Annotated in this window: 14 protein-coding genes and 1 tRNA gene; 7 read left to right on the plus strand and 8 right to left on the minus strand. The window is 70.6% G+C overall.

Going from position 1 to position 16,513, the window contains the following annotated elements; translation table 11 throughout:
- Window position 1 precedes the first annotated feature (1 nt).
- Window positions 2-796, minus strand: a complete 795-nt coding sequence (gene erm, locus LXN57_RS14465) for a 23S ribosomal RNA methyltransferase Erm (RefSeq protein WP_251798798.1) — start codon at window positions 794-796, stop codon at window positions 2-4.
- Between the two features lie 583 nt (window positions 797-1,379).
- Between erm and LXN57_RS14470 the strand changes: the two genes are divergently transcribed.
- The gene (locus LXN57_RS14470) at window positions 1,380-1,658 is read left to right on the plus strand and encodes a hypothetical protein (RefSeq protein ID WP_251798629.1); all 279 of its coding nucleotides are present in this window, start codon (window positions 1,380-1,382) and stop codon (window positions 1,656-1,658) included.
- Between the two features lie 341 nt (window positions 1,659-1,999).
- Window positions 2,000-2,920, plus strand: coding sequence for a DUF5995 family protein (locus LXN57_RS14475; RefSeq protein ID WP_251798631.1), 921 nt, complete (start codon window positions 2,000-2,002; stop codon window positions 2,918-2,920).
- Here LXN57_RS14475 and LXN57_RS14480 read toward each other — a convergent pair.
- Together LXN57_RS14480 and LXN57_RS14485 are read right to left on the minus strand one after the other, a co-directional pair.
- On the minus strand, window positions 2,917-3,120 hold the full coding sequence (locus LXN57_RS14480) for a DNA-binding protein (protein ID WP_221374918.1): 204 nt from the start codon (window positions 3,118-3,120) through the stop codon (window positions 2,917-2,919). The genes LXN57_RS14475 and LXN57_RS14480 overlap by 4 nt on opposite strands.
- An 89-nt stretch (window positions 3,121-3,209) precedes the next feature.
- On the minus strand, window positions 3,210-3,530 hold the full coding sequence (locus tag LXN57_RS14485) for an STAS domain-containing protein (protein WP_251798632.1): 321 nt from the start codon (window positions 3,528-3,530) through the stop codon (window positions 3,210-3,212).
- Window positions 3,531-3,776: 246 nt separating this feature from the next.
- On the opposite strand from LXN57_RS14485, the gene LXN57_RS14490 reads away from it, so the two are divergent.
- The 3 genes from LXN57_RS14490 (at window position 3,777) to LXN57_RS14500 (ending at window position 6,689) form a co-directional block, all read left to right on the plus strand.
- A tRNA-Gly gene (locus LXN57_RS14490) sits at window positions 3,777-3,849 on the plus strand.
- A gap of 63 nt (window positions 3,850-3,912) precedes the next feature.
- A complete protein-coding gene (locus LXN57_RS48180) occupies window positions 3,913-6,021 on the plus strand; it encodes an adenylate/guanylate cyclase domain-containing protein (protein ID WP_308206621.1) in 2,109 nt (702 codons plus the stop codon).
- 65 nt (window positions 6,022-6,086) lie between these two features.
- Window positions 6,087-6,689: a Crp/Fnr family transcriptional regulator gene (locus LXN57_RS14500; RefSeq protein WP_438872874.1), complete on the plus strand. Its 603-nt coding sequence runs from the start codon at window positions 6,087-6,089 to the stop codon at window positions 6,687-6,689.
- Between the two features lie 36 nt (window positions 6,690-6,725).
- Here LXN57_RS14500 and LXN57_RS14505 read toward each other — a convergent pair whose 3' ends face one another.
- The 4 genes from LXN57_RS14505 to LXN57_RS14520 form a co-directional block, all read right to left on the minus strand.
- A complete protein-coding gene (locus tag LXN57_RS14505; RefSeq protein WP_251798636.1) occupies window positions 6,726-7,898 on the minus strand; it encodes a calcium-binding protein in 1,173 nt (390 codons plus the stop codon).
- A 197-nt stretch (window positions 7,899-8,095) separates the two neighbouring features.
- On the minus strand, window positions 8,096-9,730 hold the full coding sequence (locus LXN57_RS14510) for a methyl-accepting chemotaxis protein (RefSeq protein ID WP_251798638.1): 1,635 nt from the start codon (window positions 9,728-9,730) through the stop codon (window positions 8,096-8,098).
- Window positions 9,731-10,078: 348 nt separating this feature from the next.
- Window positions 10,079-11,452, minus strand: a complete 1,374-nt coding sequence (locus LXN57_RS14515; protein WP_285904627.1) for a M20/M25/M40 family metallo-hydrolase — start codon at window positions 11,450-11,452, stop codon at window positions 10,079-10,081.
- Between the two features lie 473 nt (window positions 11,453-11,925).
- A complete protein-coding gene (locus LXN57_RS14520; RefSeq protein WP_251798641.1) occupies window positions 11,926-12,690 on the minus strand; it encodes a sulfite exporter TauE/SafE family protein in 765 nt (254 codons plus the stop codon).
- A gap of 50 nt (window positions 12,691-12,740) precedes the next feature.
- Here LXN57_RS14520 and LXN57_RS14525 point away from each other — a divergent pair, with 50 nt between their 5' ends.
- Window positions 12,741-13,259 (plus strand): CGNR zinc finger domain-containing protein, encoded by a 519-nt coding sequence (locus LXN57_RS14525; protein WP_251798642.1) that lies wholly within the window; start codon window positions 12,741-12,743, stop codon window positions 13,257-13,259.
- A gap of 315 nt (window positions 13,260-13,574) precedes the next feature.
- Here the strand turns inward: LXN57_RS14525 and LXN57_RS14530 are convergent, their stop codons facing one another.
- A complete protein-coding gene (locus tag LXN57_RS14530; protein WP_251798643.1) occupies window positions 13,575-15,755 on the minus strand; it encodes a glycoside hydrolase family 3 C-terminal domain-containing protein in 2,181 nt (726 codons plus the stop codon).
- Window positions 15,756-15,873: 118 nt separating this feature from the next.
- On the opposite strand from LXN57_RS14530, the gene LXN57_RS14535 reads away from it, so the two are divergent.
- Window positions 15,874-16,458: a TetR/AcrR family transcriptional regulator gene (locus LXN57_RS14535; protein ID WP_221374898.1), complete on the plus strand. Its 585-nt coding sequence runs from the start codon at window positions 15,874-15,876 to the stop codon at window positions 16,456-16,458.
- Window positions 16,459-16,513 lie beyond the last annotated feature (55 nt).

Consider the following 16,513-nt stretch of genomic DNA (forward strand, 5'->3'; position numbering starts at 1 on the left):
GTCATCGCCTTGGCCGCGCCCCGAGCAGGCGGAACATCGTGATCCACTGCTCGGGCCAGACCTCGCCGACCGGTACGCCCGGAGTCAGTCGCACGGCCCGGCACGCGGCCGCCGCCTGACGTTGTCCGTAGCGCCGCCCGAGCGACGCCTGCACCGACCCGCCCAGCCCGGTGAAACCGCACTCGACCAGCGCCCGGTAGCGCGGCAGCAGATCCTCCCGCACCAGCGGGACCGGGCGACGCCGCAGGCGCAGGATGCCGCCGTCCACCCGTGGCACCGGCCGGAACGCCGTCCTGGGCACGTGCCCCGCCAGCTCCCAGGCGATCTCGGGCCAGGTCAGCACCGTCAGGCGCGACCAGCGCCCATAGTCGCCGGTCCGTTTGCGCGCATACTCCCACTGCGTGAGCAACGTGGCCTGCCGCATCGTGCGCGCACCCAGACACCAGTCGACAACGGCCGACGTGAGCGCATACGGAATGTTGCCCACCACCGAGAACGGCTCCCGAGGCGGCGCCACAGTCAGAAAATCCTCGGTGCGTACGCTCAGCCCCTCAGCGACCGGCAGCGCCGCAGCCAGCCCCGCATCGATTTCGTACGCGATGACCCGCGCCCGCCGCCGCAGCAGCTCACCGGTGAGGCGCCCCCGCCCCGCACCCACCTCGAGAATCAACTCGCCTTCCGCGGGCGCAGCAACGTCCGCAAGTTCACGCACCGCCGCTTGATCGGCGAGCAGGTTCTGACCAAGAATCCGCCGGACGCGGGCATGCTCGCGCCGACGGGAGAAAGATGACGCCACAACCGGGTTCCCGTCTGCCACCCACACATCAGGGGCGGCGGAACGCGGACAGCCTCGATCGTCCCGGGCCGTCCGCTGGAGACAGAGGACTCAGCGGGCCCCGGCGGCGAACCGCGGAGATACTTCAGGCGGCGCTGCGCGGGACCGGACGCCCGGCGCGCTGACGGATCGCGTACTGCTGCGACCCCCGCGCGGGCATCCAAGCCCCGGCGAGGAGAGCGTGCGTCATAGGCATCCGGCGACGATAGCCACCAGCCCGCCGACCCGCACCCGATTTACGATCCCGGACCCCGGAAGGCGATGCGATGGGAAGCGCATGACGCCGCACGAGATCCAGCCGGGCCCGGTCACAGCGGCGGGCGCCACGGTGCTGCGCTTCCTCGGCTCCGGCACCGTGGCGAACACCGGTGCGCTGGTGCGGCAGTCGCCGGCGTGCCGGCCACCGTCGCGGTCATGCTCGCCGCAATCTTGCGGTGACCGCGACGCTACGCCATGTCATGAAAACCCTCGTCGCGAGGGGAGAACTGTCCAGGGGAGACGTCGGTGGACCGCGATGTTCGGGGGTTTCGTTACGGTGGGTGGTATGACGACGTACTCCGGCCCGGCGAGGCTCACCCTGGCCGACGGCATCCAGGTGTCCGGCATGGCCTCGCTCAGCAAGAACCAGCGTGGCGGCATCGACGGCTGGGGCGGCACGTTCCGCCCCGACCAGACGAGCGCGGACATTCGTAACGCGGGTGACGGACTCACCTTGGAACTGCCCTACGACCAGACGGGGTCGGTTTCCGTCACCGGTGTCCGGAAGCTGCTCGCGACACAGACACTGGTGTCGCTGGCCGGGAGCGGCCCCGCACCGTTCTGATCAGGGACGCGGCTTCGAGCGTCGCGCCTACATGGTCAGTCCGAACCGTTCGACGATGTCCGGGAGCCACTCCGGCCTGCGCGCTGCTGAACGCGAAGCTCCTCACACGGTGCTGGGCGCCTCGGTGGCTGCCGCGAAGGCCGCGCCGGCAAGGTCACCCGGCGCACTGCGATGGGCGTACAGCACCATGCGGGCCTTCGGTGGTCGAAGAGCTCCATGGCGCAGAACGTAGTGGGTCCGGGGGCGGCGATCCACCGGCGCGGGTGATGTGAGGGAACTCGCGGGACGGTTTGCCGACAAGGTGGTGGCGCGGGGGCGGGGTGGTGACGAAGCTGTTCCGCATGACGGGCTTTGATCGGGGTCTTGCGCGGGACAGCGCCGAGCTTCTGCGCGTCAAGCGGCTCGAGCTGTCCTCTCTCGCCATTCCGGCCGGGCGCGGCTGGAGTCCGCTGCAAGAGAGGGTTGCCGAGGCGCTCGACGGGCATCCGGCCGGCATCGGTGAGGTCGTCAAACGGCTGGTCACCCTGCAGGAGATTCTGGACGAGCTGCCGCCGAGCCGGGCCGCGAACCGGGTGTCGGCGTTCAACGAGCTCTACCTGAAGATCACCCGGCGGGTGGAGGCCGCGCTGGTCACGGGGGTCAACTCCGCCGACTTTCTCGAGCTGCTCGACGTCGAGTTCGCCAAACGCTACTTCGACGCGCTGACGCTGTGGAACAACGACGACGAACAGACCCCGGACGTCTGGGAGGTGCTCTTCAAGCGGGCCGGCGACGTGCGGGTGAGCCGGCTGGCCGCGGCCATGCTCGGCGTCAACGCGCACATCAACCACGACCTGGCGCTCGCCCTGATCGGCACGTGGAACGAACTCGGCGCCCCGGAGGCCGGCGACGAGATGATCCACCCCGACTATCTGCTGGTCAACGAGATCTTCTACGAGGAGATCCCGCCGCTGCGCCGCGGCTTCGCCACCCGTTGGCAGCTGGAGCTGGACGAGTTCGTCGGGCCGCTCGACGACTGGAGCCAGCGCATCCTGGTCACCGTGACCCGGGCCCGGGCCTGGGACCAGGCGCGCCGCCTGTGGCTGCTGCGCCACGACACCGAGGACTTCGAGCAGGCCCGTCGCACGATGGACCGCGCCGCGTCGCTGCTCGCCGAGTGGGCCATCGTGGGCGACCGCCTGGTGAGCCACACCGGAACCGGCGTCACCCTGAGCTGGCGCCTGCTGCGCCGCCTGCTGACGACCCCGGAGGCGGACCGTTAGAGACCGTCTTCCTGATTGAGCCGGGGGCGGTAGGTGGCGATCCAGATCTCCACGTCGCGGGCGTCCCAGACCTTGCCCATCTCGAGCTCCTGATACGGGTCGGGGAAGTCCTTGCGGGTGATGATCTGCTGGACGCGCTGGCGGCTGATGCCGAGTCTGCGGCGGATCTCGCCGGCGCCCATCAGGACCACCTTCTCCATGTCGCGAGACTATAGGCGACACCGCTGGTCACGCCGCCTTGCCCGGTGACTAGGCTTGCGTGAGCCACCCGCGCACCGTGGCGAGGGAGCTAGAGCCCGAACACGTGGCCGAGCCCGGTTACCTCGATCGCCTTGCGGACCGGCGGTGACGGCTCGGCCAACGTGAAGGACACGCCGCTGGCGGCCGCGCTGTTGCGGGCGCTGACCAGGGCGCCCAGGCCGTACGAGTCGATGAAGTCGAGCCCGGCGACGTCGATCCGCAGGTAGCGGACGGCGGGATCGGCGGCGATGGCGGCCAGCTGGTCACGCACGGCGTCGGCCCGGTCGAGGTCGAGCTCGCCGCTCAGCGTGGCGACGACCAGACCGTCGGCGTCGGCCGGCTCGTACAGAATCGTGGCGTCCAAGGGCATTGGCCAAACTTACCCGGCGGTCGTCATCGCGGCACGGGGAGAGATCAACTCCGACCGGCCGCGAGCGCATCCCGGCCACGGCGCGCGGGCCGGCCAGATGCGCCCCGGACTTCAGCGCCTGCACGACGGTCCGGGCCGCCGGCTGAGCCCGAACGGGAAGCCGAGGTAGCTCTCGCGACAATCCGTCGGTTGACCGGTGGGGCGGTCGCGCAGCCCTGCCGACCGATCCGGTATGGTTCTCTCATCGCGGACGTAGCGCAGCTGGTAGCGCATCACCTTGCCAAGGTGAGGGTCGCGGGTTCGAATCCCGTCGTCCGCTCTTTCCACGCTTATTTCTGACACCGTCACCCTGGTCACAGGCGACTAGTGTGAGTTCGTGCCGATGGAGCCGGTGGGCCGCGGCGGGGCGGCGCGTGTCATGGTCTGGGTCGCTCATCTGAGTGCCCCGATGGCCGGTCTCTGGCTGCTCGTCGCCCGGCCCGATCTCGACCTCCACTGGCAGCACGAGCCCGCACACTTCTGGCTGGTTCTCGTCGTGGCGCTGGTCAGCCTCGGGCTCGCCATCGTCATCAACCAGGCCGCCCGGCGTCGCGGCGACACGCGGTTGCTGCTGGTCGGCCTGTCGTTCCTGGTCGCCGCCGTGTTCCTCGGGCTGCACGCGGCGGCCACCCCGCAGGTTGTGCTCGACGCGCGTAACGCAGGTTTCGCGTACGCGTCCCCGGTCGGTCTCACCTTGGCGGCGTTCTTCGCGGCAGCGAGTGCGGCCGAGCTGTCGCCGGTCGGCGAGAAGCGACTGCTGCGCTGGTCGGGGTGGCTGCGCGGGGCCGTGCTGACGGTCGCCGGGGCCTGGGCCGTCGTGTCGCTCACCGGCCGCCCGCCGCTCAACCGGGTGCCCGGCGCCGACGAGGGCACGCCGGCGATCCTGCTGGCCGCGGCGGGCTTCGTCCTTTTCGGGTACGCGGCCGTCCGCTACTACTTGCTCTACCGGCGGCGGCGTGCGGTCATGCTGTTGTCCGTGGTCACGGCGTACGTGCTGCTCGCCGAGTCGGCTGTGGCGATGGCCGCCGGCACCAGCTGGCACGCGTCCTGGTGGTTGTGGCACGCGCTGATGGCGGTCGGGTTCGGTTACGTCGCGTACAGCGCCTGGGTGCAGTACCGCAACGAGGGCGCGGCTTCGGGGCTGTTCGCCGCGGTGGGGCGGGACGAGACCGTACGTCAGGTGCGCGCCGAATACAGCGCGGCGCTGGAAGGACTGGTCGACACGCTGCGCAGCGGGGAGCAGGGCGCGCTCACCGAGGGTCAGACCGCGGCCGCCACCGAACGGGTGGCGCGGCGCTTCGAGCTCACCGACGGTCAGGCCGCCGTGCTGGGCCGGGCCGCCGATGCCCTCGCCGCCGAGCGGGATCAGATCCGGAAGCTGGGCGCGCTCGTCGCCGTCGGACAGGATGCCCGGGTCAAGGTGGCGGATCTCGAGTTGCTGTGCGGGGCGGTGCGCCGGGTCGCGTCGGTCTTCGGGGGTTACACCGTACGGATAGCTCTGGTCGAAGAGGACAGGCTGGTGCTGCCGCCGATGCTCGCGGCGGGACCGGACGCCGCCGCGCCGGTCGAGGTGCACACCGTACGCCTGGCGCAGGCCGCCCTGGCCGAGGCGCACGAGCGCGAGCAGGACGGCTCGCTGTACCTGCCGTTCCTGGTCAAGGGGCATCCGGCCGGCGTGCTGATCGCCACCCGCCGCGGCCCGGCGCCCGAACGCGACGCCGTCCTGCTCGCCTCGCTGGCCGCCAAGATCGCGATCGCGCTCGAGAACGCCCGCCTCTACCGCAGTCTCGACGTGCTGTTCCGGCAGTACATGTCGCCCGACGTCGCAACCGCCCTGGTCGCCGACCCCAGCCAGGCCGCGCTGGGCGGGGCGGTGCTCGAGGTGACCTCGCTCTTCGCCGACCTGCGGGGCTTCACGACCTTCTCGGAGCGTTCGTCGCCGACGCAGATCGTGGACATGCTCAACCAGTACTTCGACGTGGCCACCCGGGCCGTGCTCGACGAGAACGGCACCGTCGTCCAGTTCGTCGGCGACGCGCTGATGGCCCTGTTCAACGCTCCCGCCCGCCAGCCCGACCACGCGCTGCGGGCGGCCCGCGCGGCGCTGACCATCCAGCGTGAGGTCGACCGGATAGCCGCCGTCCGCCCGGGCTGGCCGCGGTTCCGGGTCGGCGTGAACACGGGCGAGGCGCTGGTCGGCAACATCGGCGGCGAGGCGCTGCGCAACTTCAACGCGATGGGCGACGCGGTCAACGTGGCCGCCCGGCTCGAGTCGCAGGCCCAGCCTGGCCAGGTGGTGATCGGCGCCGCCACCCGCGACCGGATGGGCGACTGCGCGCTGGTCACCCCGCTGGGCGATCTGATGGTCAAGGGGCGGGTCCAGCCGGTGTCCGCCTTCGTGCTGCACGGTTTGCGAGGGGAGGGCCCGTGGTCCCTGAGCCTGGTCTCCTGACCCGCACCGACCCCGGGGAGTTCGTCGGCCTGCTGACCGAGGGCGATCGGGACGACCTGTTCCGGATGGGCCGGCGGCGGCGGTGGCCGGCCGGGGCGACCCTGTTCAGCGAGGGCGACCGGTCGACGACGGTGGTGCTCGTGCTGACCGGCCGGGCCAAGGTGTTCTCGCTGACCGCGCAGGGTGGCGAGGTGCTGCTGGCCATCCGGGGGCCGGGCGCTCTGCTGGGGGAGATGTCGGCGCTCGACGGTGCTCCCCGCTCGGCTTCCGTGTCCGCTCTGGAGCCCCTCGACGCGTACGTCGTGGGGGTGTCCGCATTTCTCGACTTCCTGGGGACACATCCGGACGCCGCGGTGCGGATCGTCCGGATGATCGTGTCGCGGCTGCGGGACGCCGACCGCAAGCGGGTCGAGTTCGGCACGTACGACGCCCTGGGCCGGGTCGCGCTGCGGCTGGCCGAACTGGCCGACCGGTTCGGGGCCGATGCCGAGCACGGCGTACGCATCACCCTGCCCCTCACCCAGGACGAGCTGGCCGCGTGGACCGGGTCGTCGCGAGAGTCGGTGACCAAGGCGCTGCGTACTCTGCGCCGCCACGGAATCATCGAGACCAGCCGCCGGTCGGTGTCGGTGATCGACCTCGACCGGCTGCGCGACCGCGCGAAGTGACTGTCACTTCGCGCGGCCGCGTGGTTGATCTGTCTGTCAGGGCAGTTCGCAGCTGTTCCGCAGGTCGCCCGCGTTCGAGAAGCAGGTGTCCGTGCCGACGCCGCCGAAGTTGCGGTCGTTGGCGTTCACCCCGTCGAGGCTGTTGAGCCGGTCGTTGCCGGCGTCACCGAACAGGAGATCGTTGCCGGCCCCGCCGGTGATGTTGTCGTTGCCGACGCCGCCGCGCGAGACGTCGTTGCCCGCGTCACCCCGCAGGATGTCGTTGCCCGCGAGCCCGGCTTGGGTGTCGTTGCCGGCGCCCCCGTTGACGACGTCGTTCCCGGCTCCGCCGTCCTGCCGGTCGTTGCCGGTGCCGCCCTGCAGGTTGTCGTTGCCGGCGTCACCACGCTGGGTGTCGTTGCCCGAGCCGCCGGAAACGATGTCGTTACCGGCCCCGCCGAGCTGGTTGTCGTTGCCCGCGTCGCCGCTCAGCCGGTCGTTGCCGGTGGACCCGGACTGGGTGTCGTTGCCGAGCCCGCCGACGAGGAGGTCGTTGCCGACCCCGCCGAACTGACGGTCGTTCCCGCTGCCGCCGACGAGGACGTCGTTGCCCGCGTCGCCGAACTGGGTGTCGTTGCCGGCGTCGCCGTTGAGCCGGTCGTTGCCGTTGCCACCCCGCTGCAGGTCGGCACCGAGGCCACCGATGAAGGTGTCGTTGCCCGCTCCGCCGTTCTCGTTGTCGTTGCCGGCGCCGCCGTCGAGCCGGTCGTTGCCCGCGCCACCGGCGAGGACGTCGTTGCCGGCGTTGCCGTTGACGGTGTCGTTGCCCGAGCCGCCGGTCAGGATGTCGTTGCCGGCGCCGCCGTTGATGGTCGAACGGGTGCTGGTCCGGTTGGTCACGCGGTCGTTGAGGTTGCCGGAGTTGATGACCATGCGGACCACGTTGTTGGCCGAGCACCGGATCGTGTTGGCGACGGCCGTGCACCCCGCGCCGGCCACCAGGTTGTCACCGGTGTCCCGGACGAAGAAGAAGTTTCCCACCCGGTCGACCGTGATGTTGTTGGCCCGGTTGACCGACGCGTTCACGACCAGCGCATTGCCGGCCTTGAACACATTGGTGGTGGCATGGGCCGGCGCGGACAGAATGAACGCGGGAGCGGCGCCGGCTACGGCCAGGACGGCGAGCCGGAGCATTCGTCGTCGCCCGGTCGCGTTCTGCAGTGGATTCATGTGCTTTCTTCCCCCCTGGAAGGTCTCGCACCCTGGAACGGGCACCGCTGAACCTTCGCAGCCGAATGGGCTCGGGTATGAGGAAGAATTACGCCTCCGAACTGGTAAAGATGCCTGTTGAAACTGTCGCCTAATTGCTAGCGGACGCTTTCTTGCATCTCCTTGCTACTATTCCGCACGCATTTCCTGCGCGCAAGTCACACGCGGAATGCGGAAACGACGCTGCGCAACTCCGACGACATCCGGGCCAGGTCGGAAGTGGCCTCCTGGGTCTCGGCGACGCTCTGACTCGTCAGGCGCGCGGCCTCGGCGACACCGGTGATGTTCTCGGCGATCTCGCCCGACCCGGCGGCGGCCTCGGTGACGCTGCGGTTCATCTCGGCCGTGGTGGCCGTCTGCTCCTCGACCGCCGACGCGATCGTCGTCTGGAAGTCGCTGATCCGCTCGATGACCACCGAGATCTCCTCGATCGCGGCGACCGCGCCGCTGGTGTCGGCCTGAATCGCCTCGACCCGCTTCGAGATGTCCTCGGTGGCGCGGGCCGTCTCCTGCGCCAGGTCCTTCACCTCGCTGGCGACGACCGCGAAGCCCTTGCCGGCGTCGCCGGCCCGGGCCGCCTCGATGGTGGCGTTGAGCGCCAGCAGGTTGGTCTGCTCGGCGATCGAGGTGATCGTCTTGATGACGTTGCCGATCTCGGCCGACGACTCGCCCAGCTTGCCCATCGTGGCCGACGTGGTGGCGGTGACGGCGACCGCCTCCGAGGCGACCCGCGCGGCCTCGGCGGCGTTCTGCGAGATCTCACGGATCGACGCGCCCATCTGCTCACCGCCGGCCGAGACACTGTCGACGCTGCGCGAGACCTGCTCGGCGGCGGCCGACACGGCCTGTGCCTGCACGGAGGTCTCCTCGGCGGTGGAGGCGATCCGGGTGGTGGTGTCGGTCATCCGGTCGGACGCGCCCGACAGGGAGGCGGCCGAGGCTTCGATGGTGGCGACCGTCGCCCGGAGCCGGGTCATCGCGGTGTCCAGCGATCGGCCCATGCGGCCCGGCTCGTCGGCGGTGGTGAGTCCGGTCGTACGGGTGAGGTCGCCGTCGGCCAGGCCGTCGCACACGACCGTGACCTTGGTCAGGGAGCCCACGATCCGCCGGGCCACCCACAACCCGAGTCCGAGAGCGACGGCCAGGCCCACGACCAGAATGATGATCGCCCGGTTGCGGTTGCTGGTGTAGCCGTCGTGCGCGGCGGCGGAATTGCGGGCGGCGTCCTGGATCTCGTCCTCTTCCAAGGCGGCCACGGAGGCGGCAACCTTGTTCAGGATCGGCATCGCCTCGTTGTCGCGGATCGCCGCCCACGCGTTGAGATCGTCGCGTTCACCGGCCGCGATGAGCCGGTTGCGGGCCACGTCCAGGTAGTCGTTCCAGTCGGACTGCAGCTGGTCGATCACCGCCGGTTCGCCGGCCGAATTGCTGTTGCGGTAAGCCGCCAGGGCTTCGGCGAAGCCGTTGGTGTTGTCCGTGAACTGGTCGGTGAACTTCTGCGTGGTCGCTTCCGTCGTCGAGAGCGCCTGGTTGGCAGTAGCCAGGCGGACGTCGCTGACCTTGGCCCGCACCTGGCCCACGGCCCGGATGCTGGCGACGTTGCTCTCGTAAATCAGCTGGGCCGACGCGCTGACGTGCTGCAGAGCGATCAGGCCCATGATGCCGACGACCAATGCCACCAGAGCCGCCGCGGCCACCGCGGACAGGACTTTGACGCTGACGCCGAGGTCGTCGAACGAACGCCGTCCCGTGCGTGTCGCGGGAATCGGCTCGGTGAGGGCCAGGGCACTCATGTCGCTCTCCGATGGTTCGCCGTGGTCTGATCCTCCTACTATTACGAAGGTTTCTCACCAAAGCGGCACGTATCGGAAATGTTCTCAAGGTCAGCGTGGTGGGAGTGGCCGCACGGTGTGGATGGCGCCGATGGTGCAGGCTCCGCCACAGGTGTCCGCCCCACCACCCCTGGCCGCGCTGCCGCGAATCGGTCCCGCCCACGTCAGTCCGGCCAGTCACGTCGGTCGTGCTAACCACGTCGGTCGTGCTGGTCGTGCTGGTCGTGCTGGCCACGTCGGCCGTGTCGATCGTTACGGTCGCGTTCGCCGCGCCGGACCGCTCCGGCTACGGCCCGGCGGCGGGGAGAGCTAACCGGCTGTGTCCGCTCCGCCGGTCGTGTCGGTGGTGAGCAGGCGGTCGAGGACCCGGGTGCCGAACTCGAGGGCGTCCACCGGCACGCGCTCGTCGACGCCGTGGAACAGCGAGGCGAAGTCGAGATCCTCGGGCAGGCGCAGCGGCGCGAACCCGAAGTTGCGGACACCCAACCGGGCGAACGACTTGGCATCGGTGCCCGCCGGCAGCAGATAGGGCAGCAGGCGGGCGCCGGGGTCCTCGGCCGTGATCGCGGCCGCCATGGCTGCGGGCAGGGCGCCGTCGAAGCTCGTGCTGACGCCGGGCAGGCTGCGCCACTCGGTTTCGATGCCCGGGCCGAGCACGGACTCGGTCTCGCGGCGGAACGCATCCTCGCGCCCGGGCAGCACGCGGCAGTCGACCGTGGCGGTGGCCACCGACGGCACGACGTTGGACCGGTAGCCGGCCTTGAACTCGGTCACGTTGGCAGTGTCGCGCAGGGAGGCCCCGATGAGCCGCGACAAGGAGCCGAGCCGGGCGACGAGGGCGTCCGGATCGTCGCCGTCGTCGGCGAGCGCCGCGGCCGCGCCGGCCAGGAACTGGCGTACGGGATCGGTGAGCGTCAGCGGGAAACGATGCCGGTCGAGCCGGTCGACGGCCGCCGCCAGGCGGGCGATCGGGTTGTCGTCGTGCAGCAGGGCGCCGTGGCCGGGGACGCCCCGAGCAAGCAACTCGAGCAGGACGGACGACTTCTCGGCGACCTGGACGAGGTACGCGCGCTCGCCGCCCAGTGGCACCGAGAAGCCGCCGACCTCGCTGATCGCCTCGGTCGCGCCGTCGAAGAGTTCCCGGCGCTCGTCGACCAGCTTGCGCGCGCCGAGCCATCCGCCGGCCTCCTCGTCGGACAGGAACGCGAAGATCAGGTCGCGCGGGGGGACTGAGCCGTCACGCTTGAGCCGCCGGGCGGTCGCCAGCGTCATCGCGACCATGCCCTTCATGTCGACCGCGCCGCGCCCCCACACGAAGCCGTCCTTCACCTCGCCGGCGAACGGGTGCACCGACCATTCGGAGGCGTCGGCCGGCACGACGTCGAGGTGGCCGTGGATCAGCAGAGCCCGCGGATCCCGCCCGGCGAGCCGCGCGATCACGTTGCCGCGCCGAAGACCCGTTTCCACGTACGTGACGTCGTAGCCCACCTCGGTCAGCTTCTCCGCCACGTATTCAGCGGCAGGCCGTTCCGTGCCCGGCGCCTCCGGGTCGCCGCGATTGCTGGTGTCGATCGCCATCAGCTCACTGGCGAACGTGACCGTCTCCGTCATCGACCACTCCTCATTGCGACGCCGCGGTTCCCTCGATACGACATGTTGACTTGACTTGACATGTTGATTCAGTCGTCAACATGTCAAGTCAAGTCAACATGTCAAGTACCGCTGGAGGCCGGACCATGTCGGCTGCTCTGCCCGGCCAGACCACTCGTCATCGGCGTGTTCTCCTCGGCCCGCGAGGCCGGCACCGCCCGCTCCCGCGCCGCGATCGAGGCCGCGGGCGCGCGTTTCGAAGGGGTGCTGCGGAGCTGGTTCCGTTCGTGGGCGCCGGGCGAGGAGGGCAAACTCCGCGACTCGGCAATGTACTCGATTGTCGCCGCCGCATGGCCCGCCCGCCGGGAACGCCTCACCCGGAAGTCGGCCGAAGGGCTCCGCCTCGGGCGCGGCGTTCAGCGGCAGGCAGACGCACTCTGCTCTGAGTGCTGCGCTCAGTGGGGCGAAGGCCCCCGACGTCGGCTCGTCCAGGAACAACGCTCCCGGCTGGGCCAGACCGTCGATGTCACCACCCGGGTCCGGTCCTTCTGTGTTGGGCGCGGGTTTCAGAGGTACAGGGAGGCCAGCCGGCCGACCATGGCGACGACCACGACGACCAGGACGACGCGGACGAAGCCGGCTCCTCGTTTCAGGGCGGTGCGGGCGCCGAAGCGGGCGCCGAGGATGTTGCAGGCTGCCATGGCCAGGCCCAGTTTCCACAGGACGTGGCCCCCGGCGGCGAAGACCAGCAGGGCGCCGAGGTTGGTGCCGACGTTGATGATTTTGGCGGTGGCCGAGCTGGCGACGAAGTCCAGGTTGAGCAGGGCGGTGAAGGCGATGATCAGGAAGGTGCCGGTGCCGGGGCCGAAGACGCCGTCGTAGAAGGCGATCACCATGCCGGCCAGCAGCACAGCGGCGAGGCGCCGGCGCCAGGTGCGGGTCGGTTCGTCGACCACGACGCCGAAGTTGGGGCGTGCCACCACGAAGGCCAGCACCAGGAGCAGGAGCACCATGACGGCTGGGCGGAAGTACTGGGCGGGCATGTGCGAAGCGGCCAGGGCGCCGACCGCCGAGCAGGCGACGGCCAGCGCTGCGGCCGGGCCGGCTATCCGCCAGTCGATCTTCGTTCGCCGCGCATACGTGATGGCGGCTGACGTTGTGCCGCAGATGCTGGCCACCTTGTTGGTGCCGAGCGCCGTGACCGGCGGCAGGTTGGGCAGGCCGAGCATGAGCGCCGGCACGAGCACGAGCCCGCCGCCGCCGACCACCGCGTCGACCCAGCCCGCAGCGGCGGCCACGGCCAGGAGCAAGATGATGTACTGCCATTCCACGTGCGGATGTCCCCCTTCTCAGTCGAAGATCATCCTGGTGTAATGGCTTTATGCATCTCAACCCTTACGGCGAAGATGCGGTGCGGCTCGCCCTCGCCCTGGTGACCGACCCACCGGCCACCGATGACGAGCTACGTGCCCGCTGCCTCGCATATGACCTGGTCATCGAGCTGCCGGTGACCTCGTGGGACAGGGAGGCCACCGCGGAGTTCCTCGCCGAATGGCTGACCGTGATTGACGCCACCGTTCCCGAGGAACGGGCCGAGCGCCTCAACGACCTGCTGCGCTTGGCCTCCGCCTACCCCCGGCTGACAAACCACGCCGAGGACGGCTGGCACATCCACTACCGCGACCCGGAACAGCCGCTGGCCTCGGTGCTGCGCACCCTGATCAGCGTCGGCACCGCATTGCACCTGGCCGGGCGTGGCATGCACCGCCTGGGCCGCTGCGCCGCCGACGGCTGCGGCCGCCCCTACGCCGACTTCAGTCGCACCGGAACGCAGACCTACTGCTCCCCGGCCTGCGCCAACCGCTCAGCGGTCCGCCGCCACCGCGCCCGAACGCGATAGCAAACGCGGACGCGTGTCAGGAGGCGATGTGCGCACGGACAGCCGATGCCGGCTTGGACGTGCTGGTCGATCCAGCGTTGCGCCGCGAAGTAGCTGCTGTGCTGGACGCCGTGCCGATGCGACAGGCGCTTGGGCAGTTGGGCGGCGTGAGCGAACGAAATCCGCCGCGCTGGATCCGTTGCCGTGCCCCGAGGCGATATGCCCACGGCCGCCCGCGCTGGATCCGTGCCGTACTCCCGATGCGGGCGAACGGTATCGGTCAGCGTGCCCGGACGCGACGGGTGCACGATTGCCGGCGTCCGGGCCGGGTGGCGGTCAGGCGTTGGCCTGCTCGACCAGCTTGTCGACCGTGTCGAGGGTGAAGGGGCTGCCCGGGAAGAGGGCCAGCCGGTCGAGGGGCATGCCACCCAGGAGTTCGTACGGGCCATCGTCGCCCGCCATCGACACGAGCGGGCTGTCGCTGCCGGCTGCGAACGCGTCGCGCAGCAGTTGGGCGCCGCGCGGGTCGGCCATCCACTCGGCGACCGTCGAGTGTGCGACCAGCGGCCACCGGGCGTCGGGGGAGCCGGGCACCGCGAGCGTCACTGTGGTGCGCAGGTCGCGCGAGGAGGCGCCGACCGCGAACACGTAGCCGCCGTCCTCGACCAGCCAGCGGTTGAGGCGGGTGTCCCAGTAGGCGAGGTCGTCGCGGGGGATTCGTACGGTCACGGTGGCCGTGGCGCCGGCCGCCAGGTCGACGGTCGCGAAGCCCTTCAGCTCGCGCGGGGCGCGCCGCACCCGGGAATCCGGCTTGGCCACGTACACCTGCACGACCTCACGACCGTCGCGGCCGCCGGTGTTGGTGATCGGGACGGTGATGTCGACGCTCTCGGCTCCGGCCGTTGCGCTCGCCTCGCCGTACGCGAAGGTGGTGTAGGACAGGCCGAAGCCGAACGGGTAGGAGACCGGCTGCTCGCGCGCGTCGAAGCCGCGGTAGCCGACGTGCAGGCCCTCGCCGTAGCGCACGAACCCCGCCTCGCCCGGGAAGTCGAGGTAGGACGGGTGGTCGGACAGCTTCAGCGGGATCGTCTCGGCCAGCCGGCCCGACGGGTTGACCCGGCCGAACAGCACGTCGGCGATCGCGCTGCCGCCGGCCTGGCCGAGCAGCCACGCCTCGACGACACCGGGCACCGACGCGTCCCAGGGCGCGGTGCGTACGACAGCGCCGTTGTTGAGCACGACCACTGTGCGCGGGTTGGCCGCGACCACCCGCTCGATCAGGGCGAGGTGCGCCTCGGGCAGATCGAGGTCGGTACGGTCGGCGCCCTCGGTCTCGCGGGTGGTGCCCACGAAGACGACCGCCACGTCGCTGCCCGCGGCCAGGGCGGCGGCCTCGGCGATCAGCGTCTCGTCGGCGGCGTCGTTGTCGGTGCGGTAGCCGGGGGCGAACCGGACCGGCGCGGTCGTGGTCGCGGTGATCTCGGTGAGCGCGTCGTCGAGCCGCGTCGGGGTGATCTGGGAGCTGCCGCCGCCCTGGTAGCGCGGGGTGCGGGCGAACTCGCCGAGCACGGCCACCGACTGGCCCTCGGTGCGCAGCGGCAGGATGTCGTCGTTCTTGAGCAGCACGATGGCCCGGGCGGCGATCTCGCGGGCGAGGGCGTGGTGGGCCTCGGCGTCGTACGTGCCGGTGGCCGACACCGACTTCTCGACCAGGGCGCGGATGCGGGCCACGGCCGTCTCGAGCACCTCAGCCGGTAGCTTTCCGTCCCGCACGGACGAAGCCACCACGGCGTCCCCGGCGTCGTCGGGGCCGGGCATCGTGAGGTCGAGGCCCGCGGCCAGCGCGGCCACCCGGTCGACCACCGCGCCCCAGTCGCTGACGACCAGGCCCTCGAAGCCCCACTCGTCGCGCAGCACCTCGGTGAGCAGCCAGTGGTGCTGCGAGGCGTAGACGCCGTTCACCTTGTTGTAGGCGCACATGACCGTCCACGGCTGGGCCTGGGTGACGACCCGCTGGAAGGCGCGCAGGTAGAGCTCGCGCAGGGTGCGCTCGTCGACCTCGGCGCTGACGATCATGCGGTCGGTCTCCTGGCTGTTGACGGCGAAGTGCTTGAGCGAGGCGCCGACGCCCTTGCTCTGCAGCCCGCGCACCCATTCGGTGGCGAGAACGCCGGACAGGATCGGGTCCTCGCTGAAGTATTCGAAGTTGCGGCCGCCCAGCGGCGTGCGCTTGAGGTTGATGCCGGGGCCGAGCAGCACCTGTACGTCCATGGCGCGGCACTCGTCGCCCAGGGCCTCGCCCATGCGGCGCAGCAGTTCGGGATCCCACGTCGAGCCGGACGCGACCGCGGGCGGGAAGCAGGTGGCCGGGCGGCCGGCCAGCATGTCGCCGGCGTCGCTCTGCAGCCGGACGCCGTGCGGCCCGTCGGTGAGCGTGATCGCCGGAACGTCACCGGCGGCCGTCGTCTTCCAGAAGGCGCTGCCACTGGTCAGGGCGGCCTGGTCGGTCAGTTCCACGAATCCTCCGGCGGCAGATGAGAAGCTTACTGAGTACTTACTAGGTAATAACTAGGCGGTAACCTAACCTCTACGTTGCGTGCAGGACAAGAGCGGCGGCGAACAAGGAGTGAGTGTGATGTATCGGCGTGACCGTGCGCGGCTCCCCGCCGCCGAGCGCCGGCGCCAGATCGTCGAGGTGACGACGCGCCTGATCGCCGAGCGAGGCTTCTGGGGCCTGTCGATGCAGGACGTGGCCGACGGCTGCGGGCTCACCGTGCCGGGCCTGCTGCACCACGTCGGCTCGAAGGACGGACTGCTCGTCGCCGTGCTCGACCGCCGCGACGAGGAGGACATGCGCTCGGTCTTCGAGCAGGCGCCAACCTCCCTGCGCGAGACGTGCGCGGCCCTGGTCCGTCGTAACGCCGCCCAGCCCGAGATCGTCCGACTGTTCGCCGTTCTCGAGGCCGAGTCGCTGACCCCCGACCATCCGGCCCACACCTACTTCAGCCAACGCCAGCAGCGCACGGTCGAGATGCTCAGCGAGCTGGCCGAGGGCGAGGCCGAGGATCCCGCCGCCCTGGCCCGCCAGATCGTGGCGCTGATGGACGGCCTTCAACTCCAGTGGCTGCGCTACCCGGAGTCGGTCGACCTGGTGTCGGAATGGGACCTGGCCTCGGCCCGGCTGTTCGTCCCCGTCGCCGAAGAGGGGCGCACCCCTTGACATCACGGCCCGGATAACGGCATCTAGGCGTATGCCCCGCGGCGCTGCGAGGTCC

The sequence above is a fragment of the Paractinoplanes hotanensis genome, from assembly GCF_023717965.1.
Lineage (GTDB): Bacteria > Actinomycetota > Actinomycetes > Mycobacteriales > Micromonosporaceae > Actinoplanes > Actinoplanes polyasparticus.

Bases quoted from the DNA above. Each gene is read 5' to 3' on its own strand.
- LXN57_RS14535 (WP_221374898.1), top strand. From the start codon at position 15,874: ATGTATCGGCGTGACCGTGCGCGGCTCCCCGCCGCCGAGCGCCGGCGC.
- LXN57_RS14480 (WP_221374918.1), bottom strand. From the start codon at position 3,120: ATGGAGAAGGTGGTCCTGATGGGCGCCGGCGAGATCCGCCGCAGACTC.
- LXN57_RS14510 (WP_251798638.1), bottom strand. From the start codon at position 9,730: ATGAGTGCCCTGGCCCTCACCGAGCCGATTCCCGCGACACGCACGGGA.
- LXN57_RS14485 (WP_251798632.1), bottom strand. From the start codon at position 3,530: ATGCCCTTGGACGCCACGATTCTGTACGAGCCGGCCGACGCCGACGGT.
- LXN57_RS14470 (WP_251798629.1), top strand. From the start codon at position 1,380: ATGACGACGTACTCCGGCCCGGCGAGGCTCACCCTGGCCGACGGCATC.
- LXN57_RS14525 (WP_251798642.1), top strand. From the start codon at position 12,741: ATGCATCTCAACCCTTACGGCGAAGATGCGGTGCGGCTCGCCCTCGCC.
- LXN57_RS14475 (WP_251798631.1), top strand. From the start codon at position 2,000: ATGACGGGCTTTGATCGGGGTCTTGCGCGGGACAGCGCCGAGCTTCTG.
- LXN57_RS14505 (WP_251798636.1), bottom strand. From the start codon at position 7,898: ATGAATCCACTGCAGAACGCGACCGGGCGACGACGAATGCTCCGGCTC.
- LXN57_RS14500 (WP_438872874.1), top strand. From the start codon at position 6,087: ATGGGCCGGCGGCGGCGGTGGCCGGCCGGGGCGACCCTGTTCAGCGAG.
- LXN57_RS48180 (WP_308206621.1), top strand. From the start codon at position 3,913: ATGGAGCCGGTGGGCCGCGGCGGGGCGGCGCGTGTCATGGTCTGGGTC.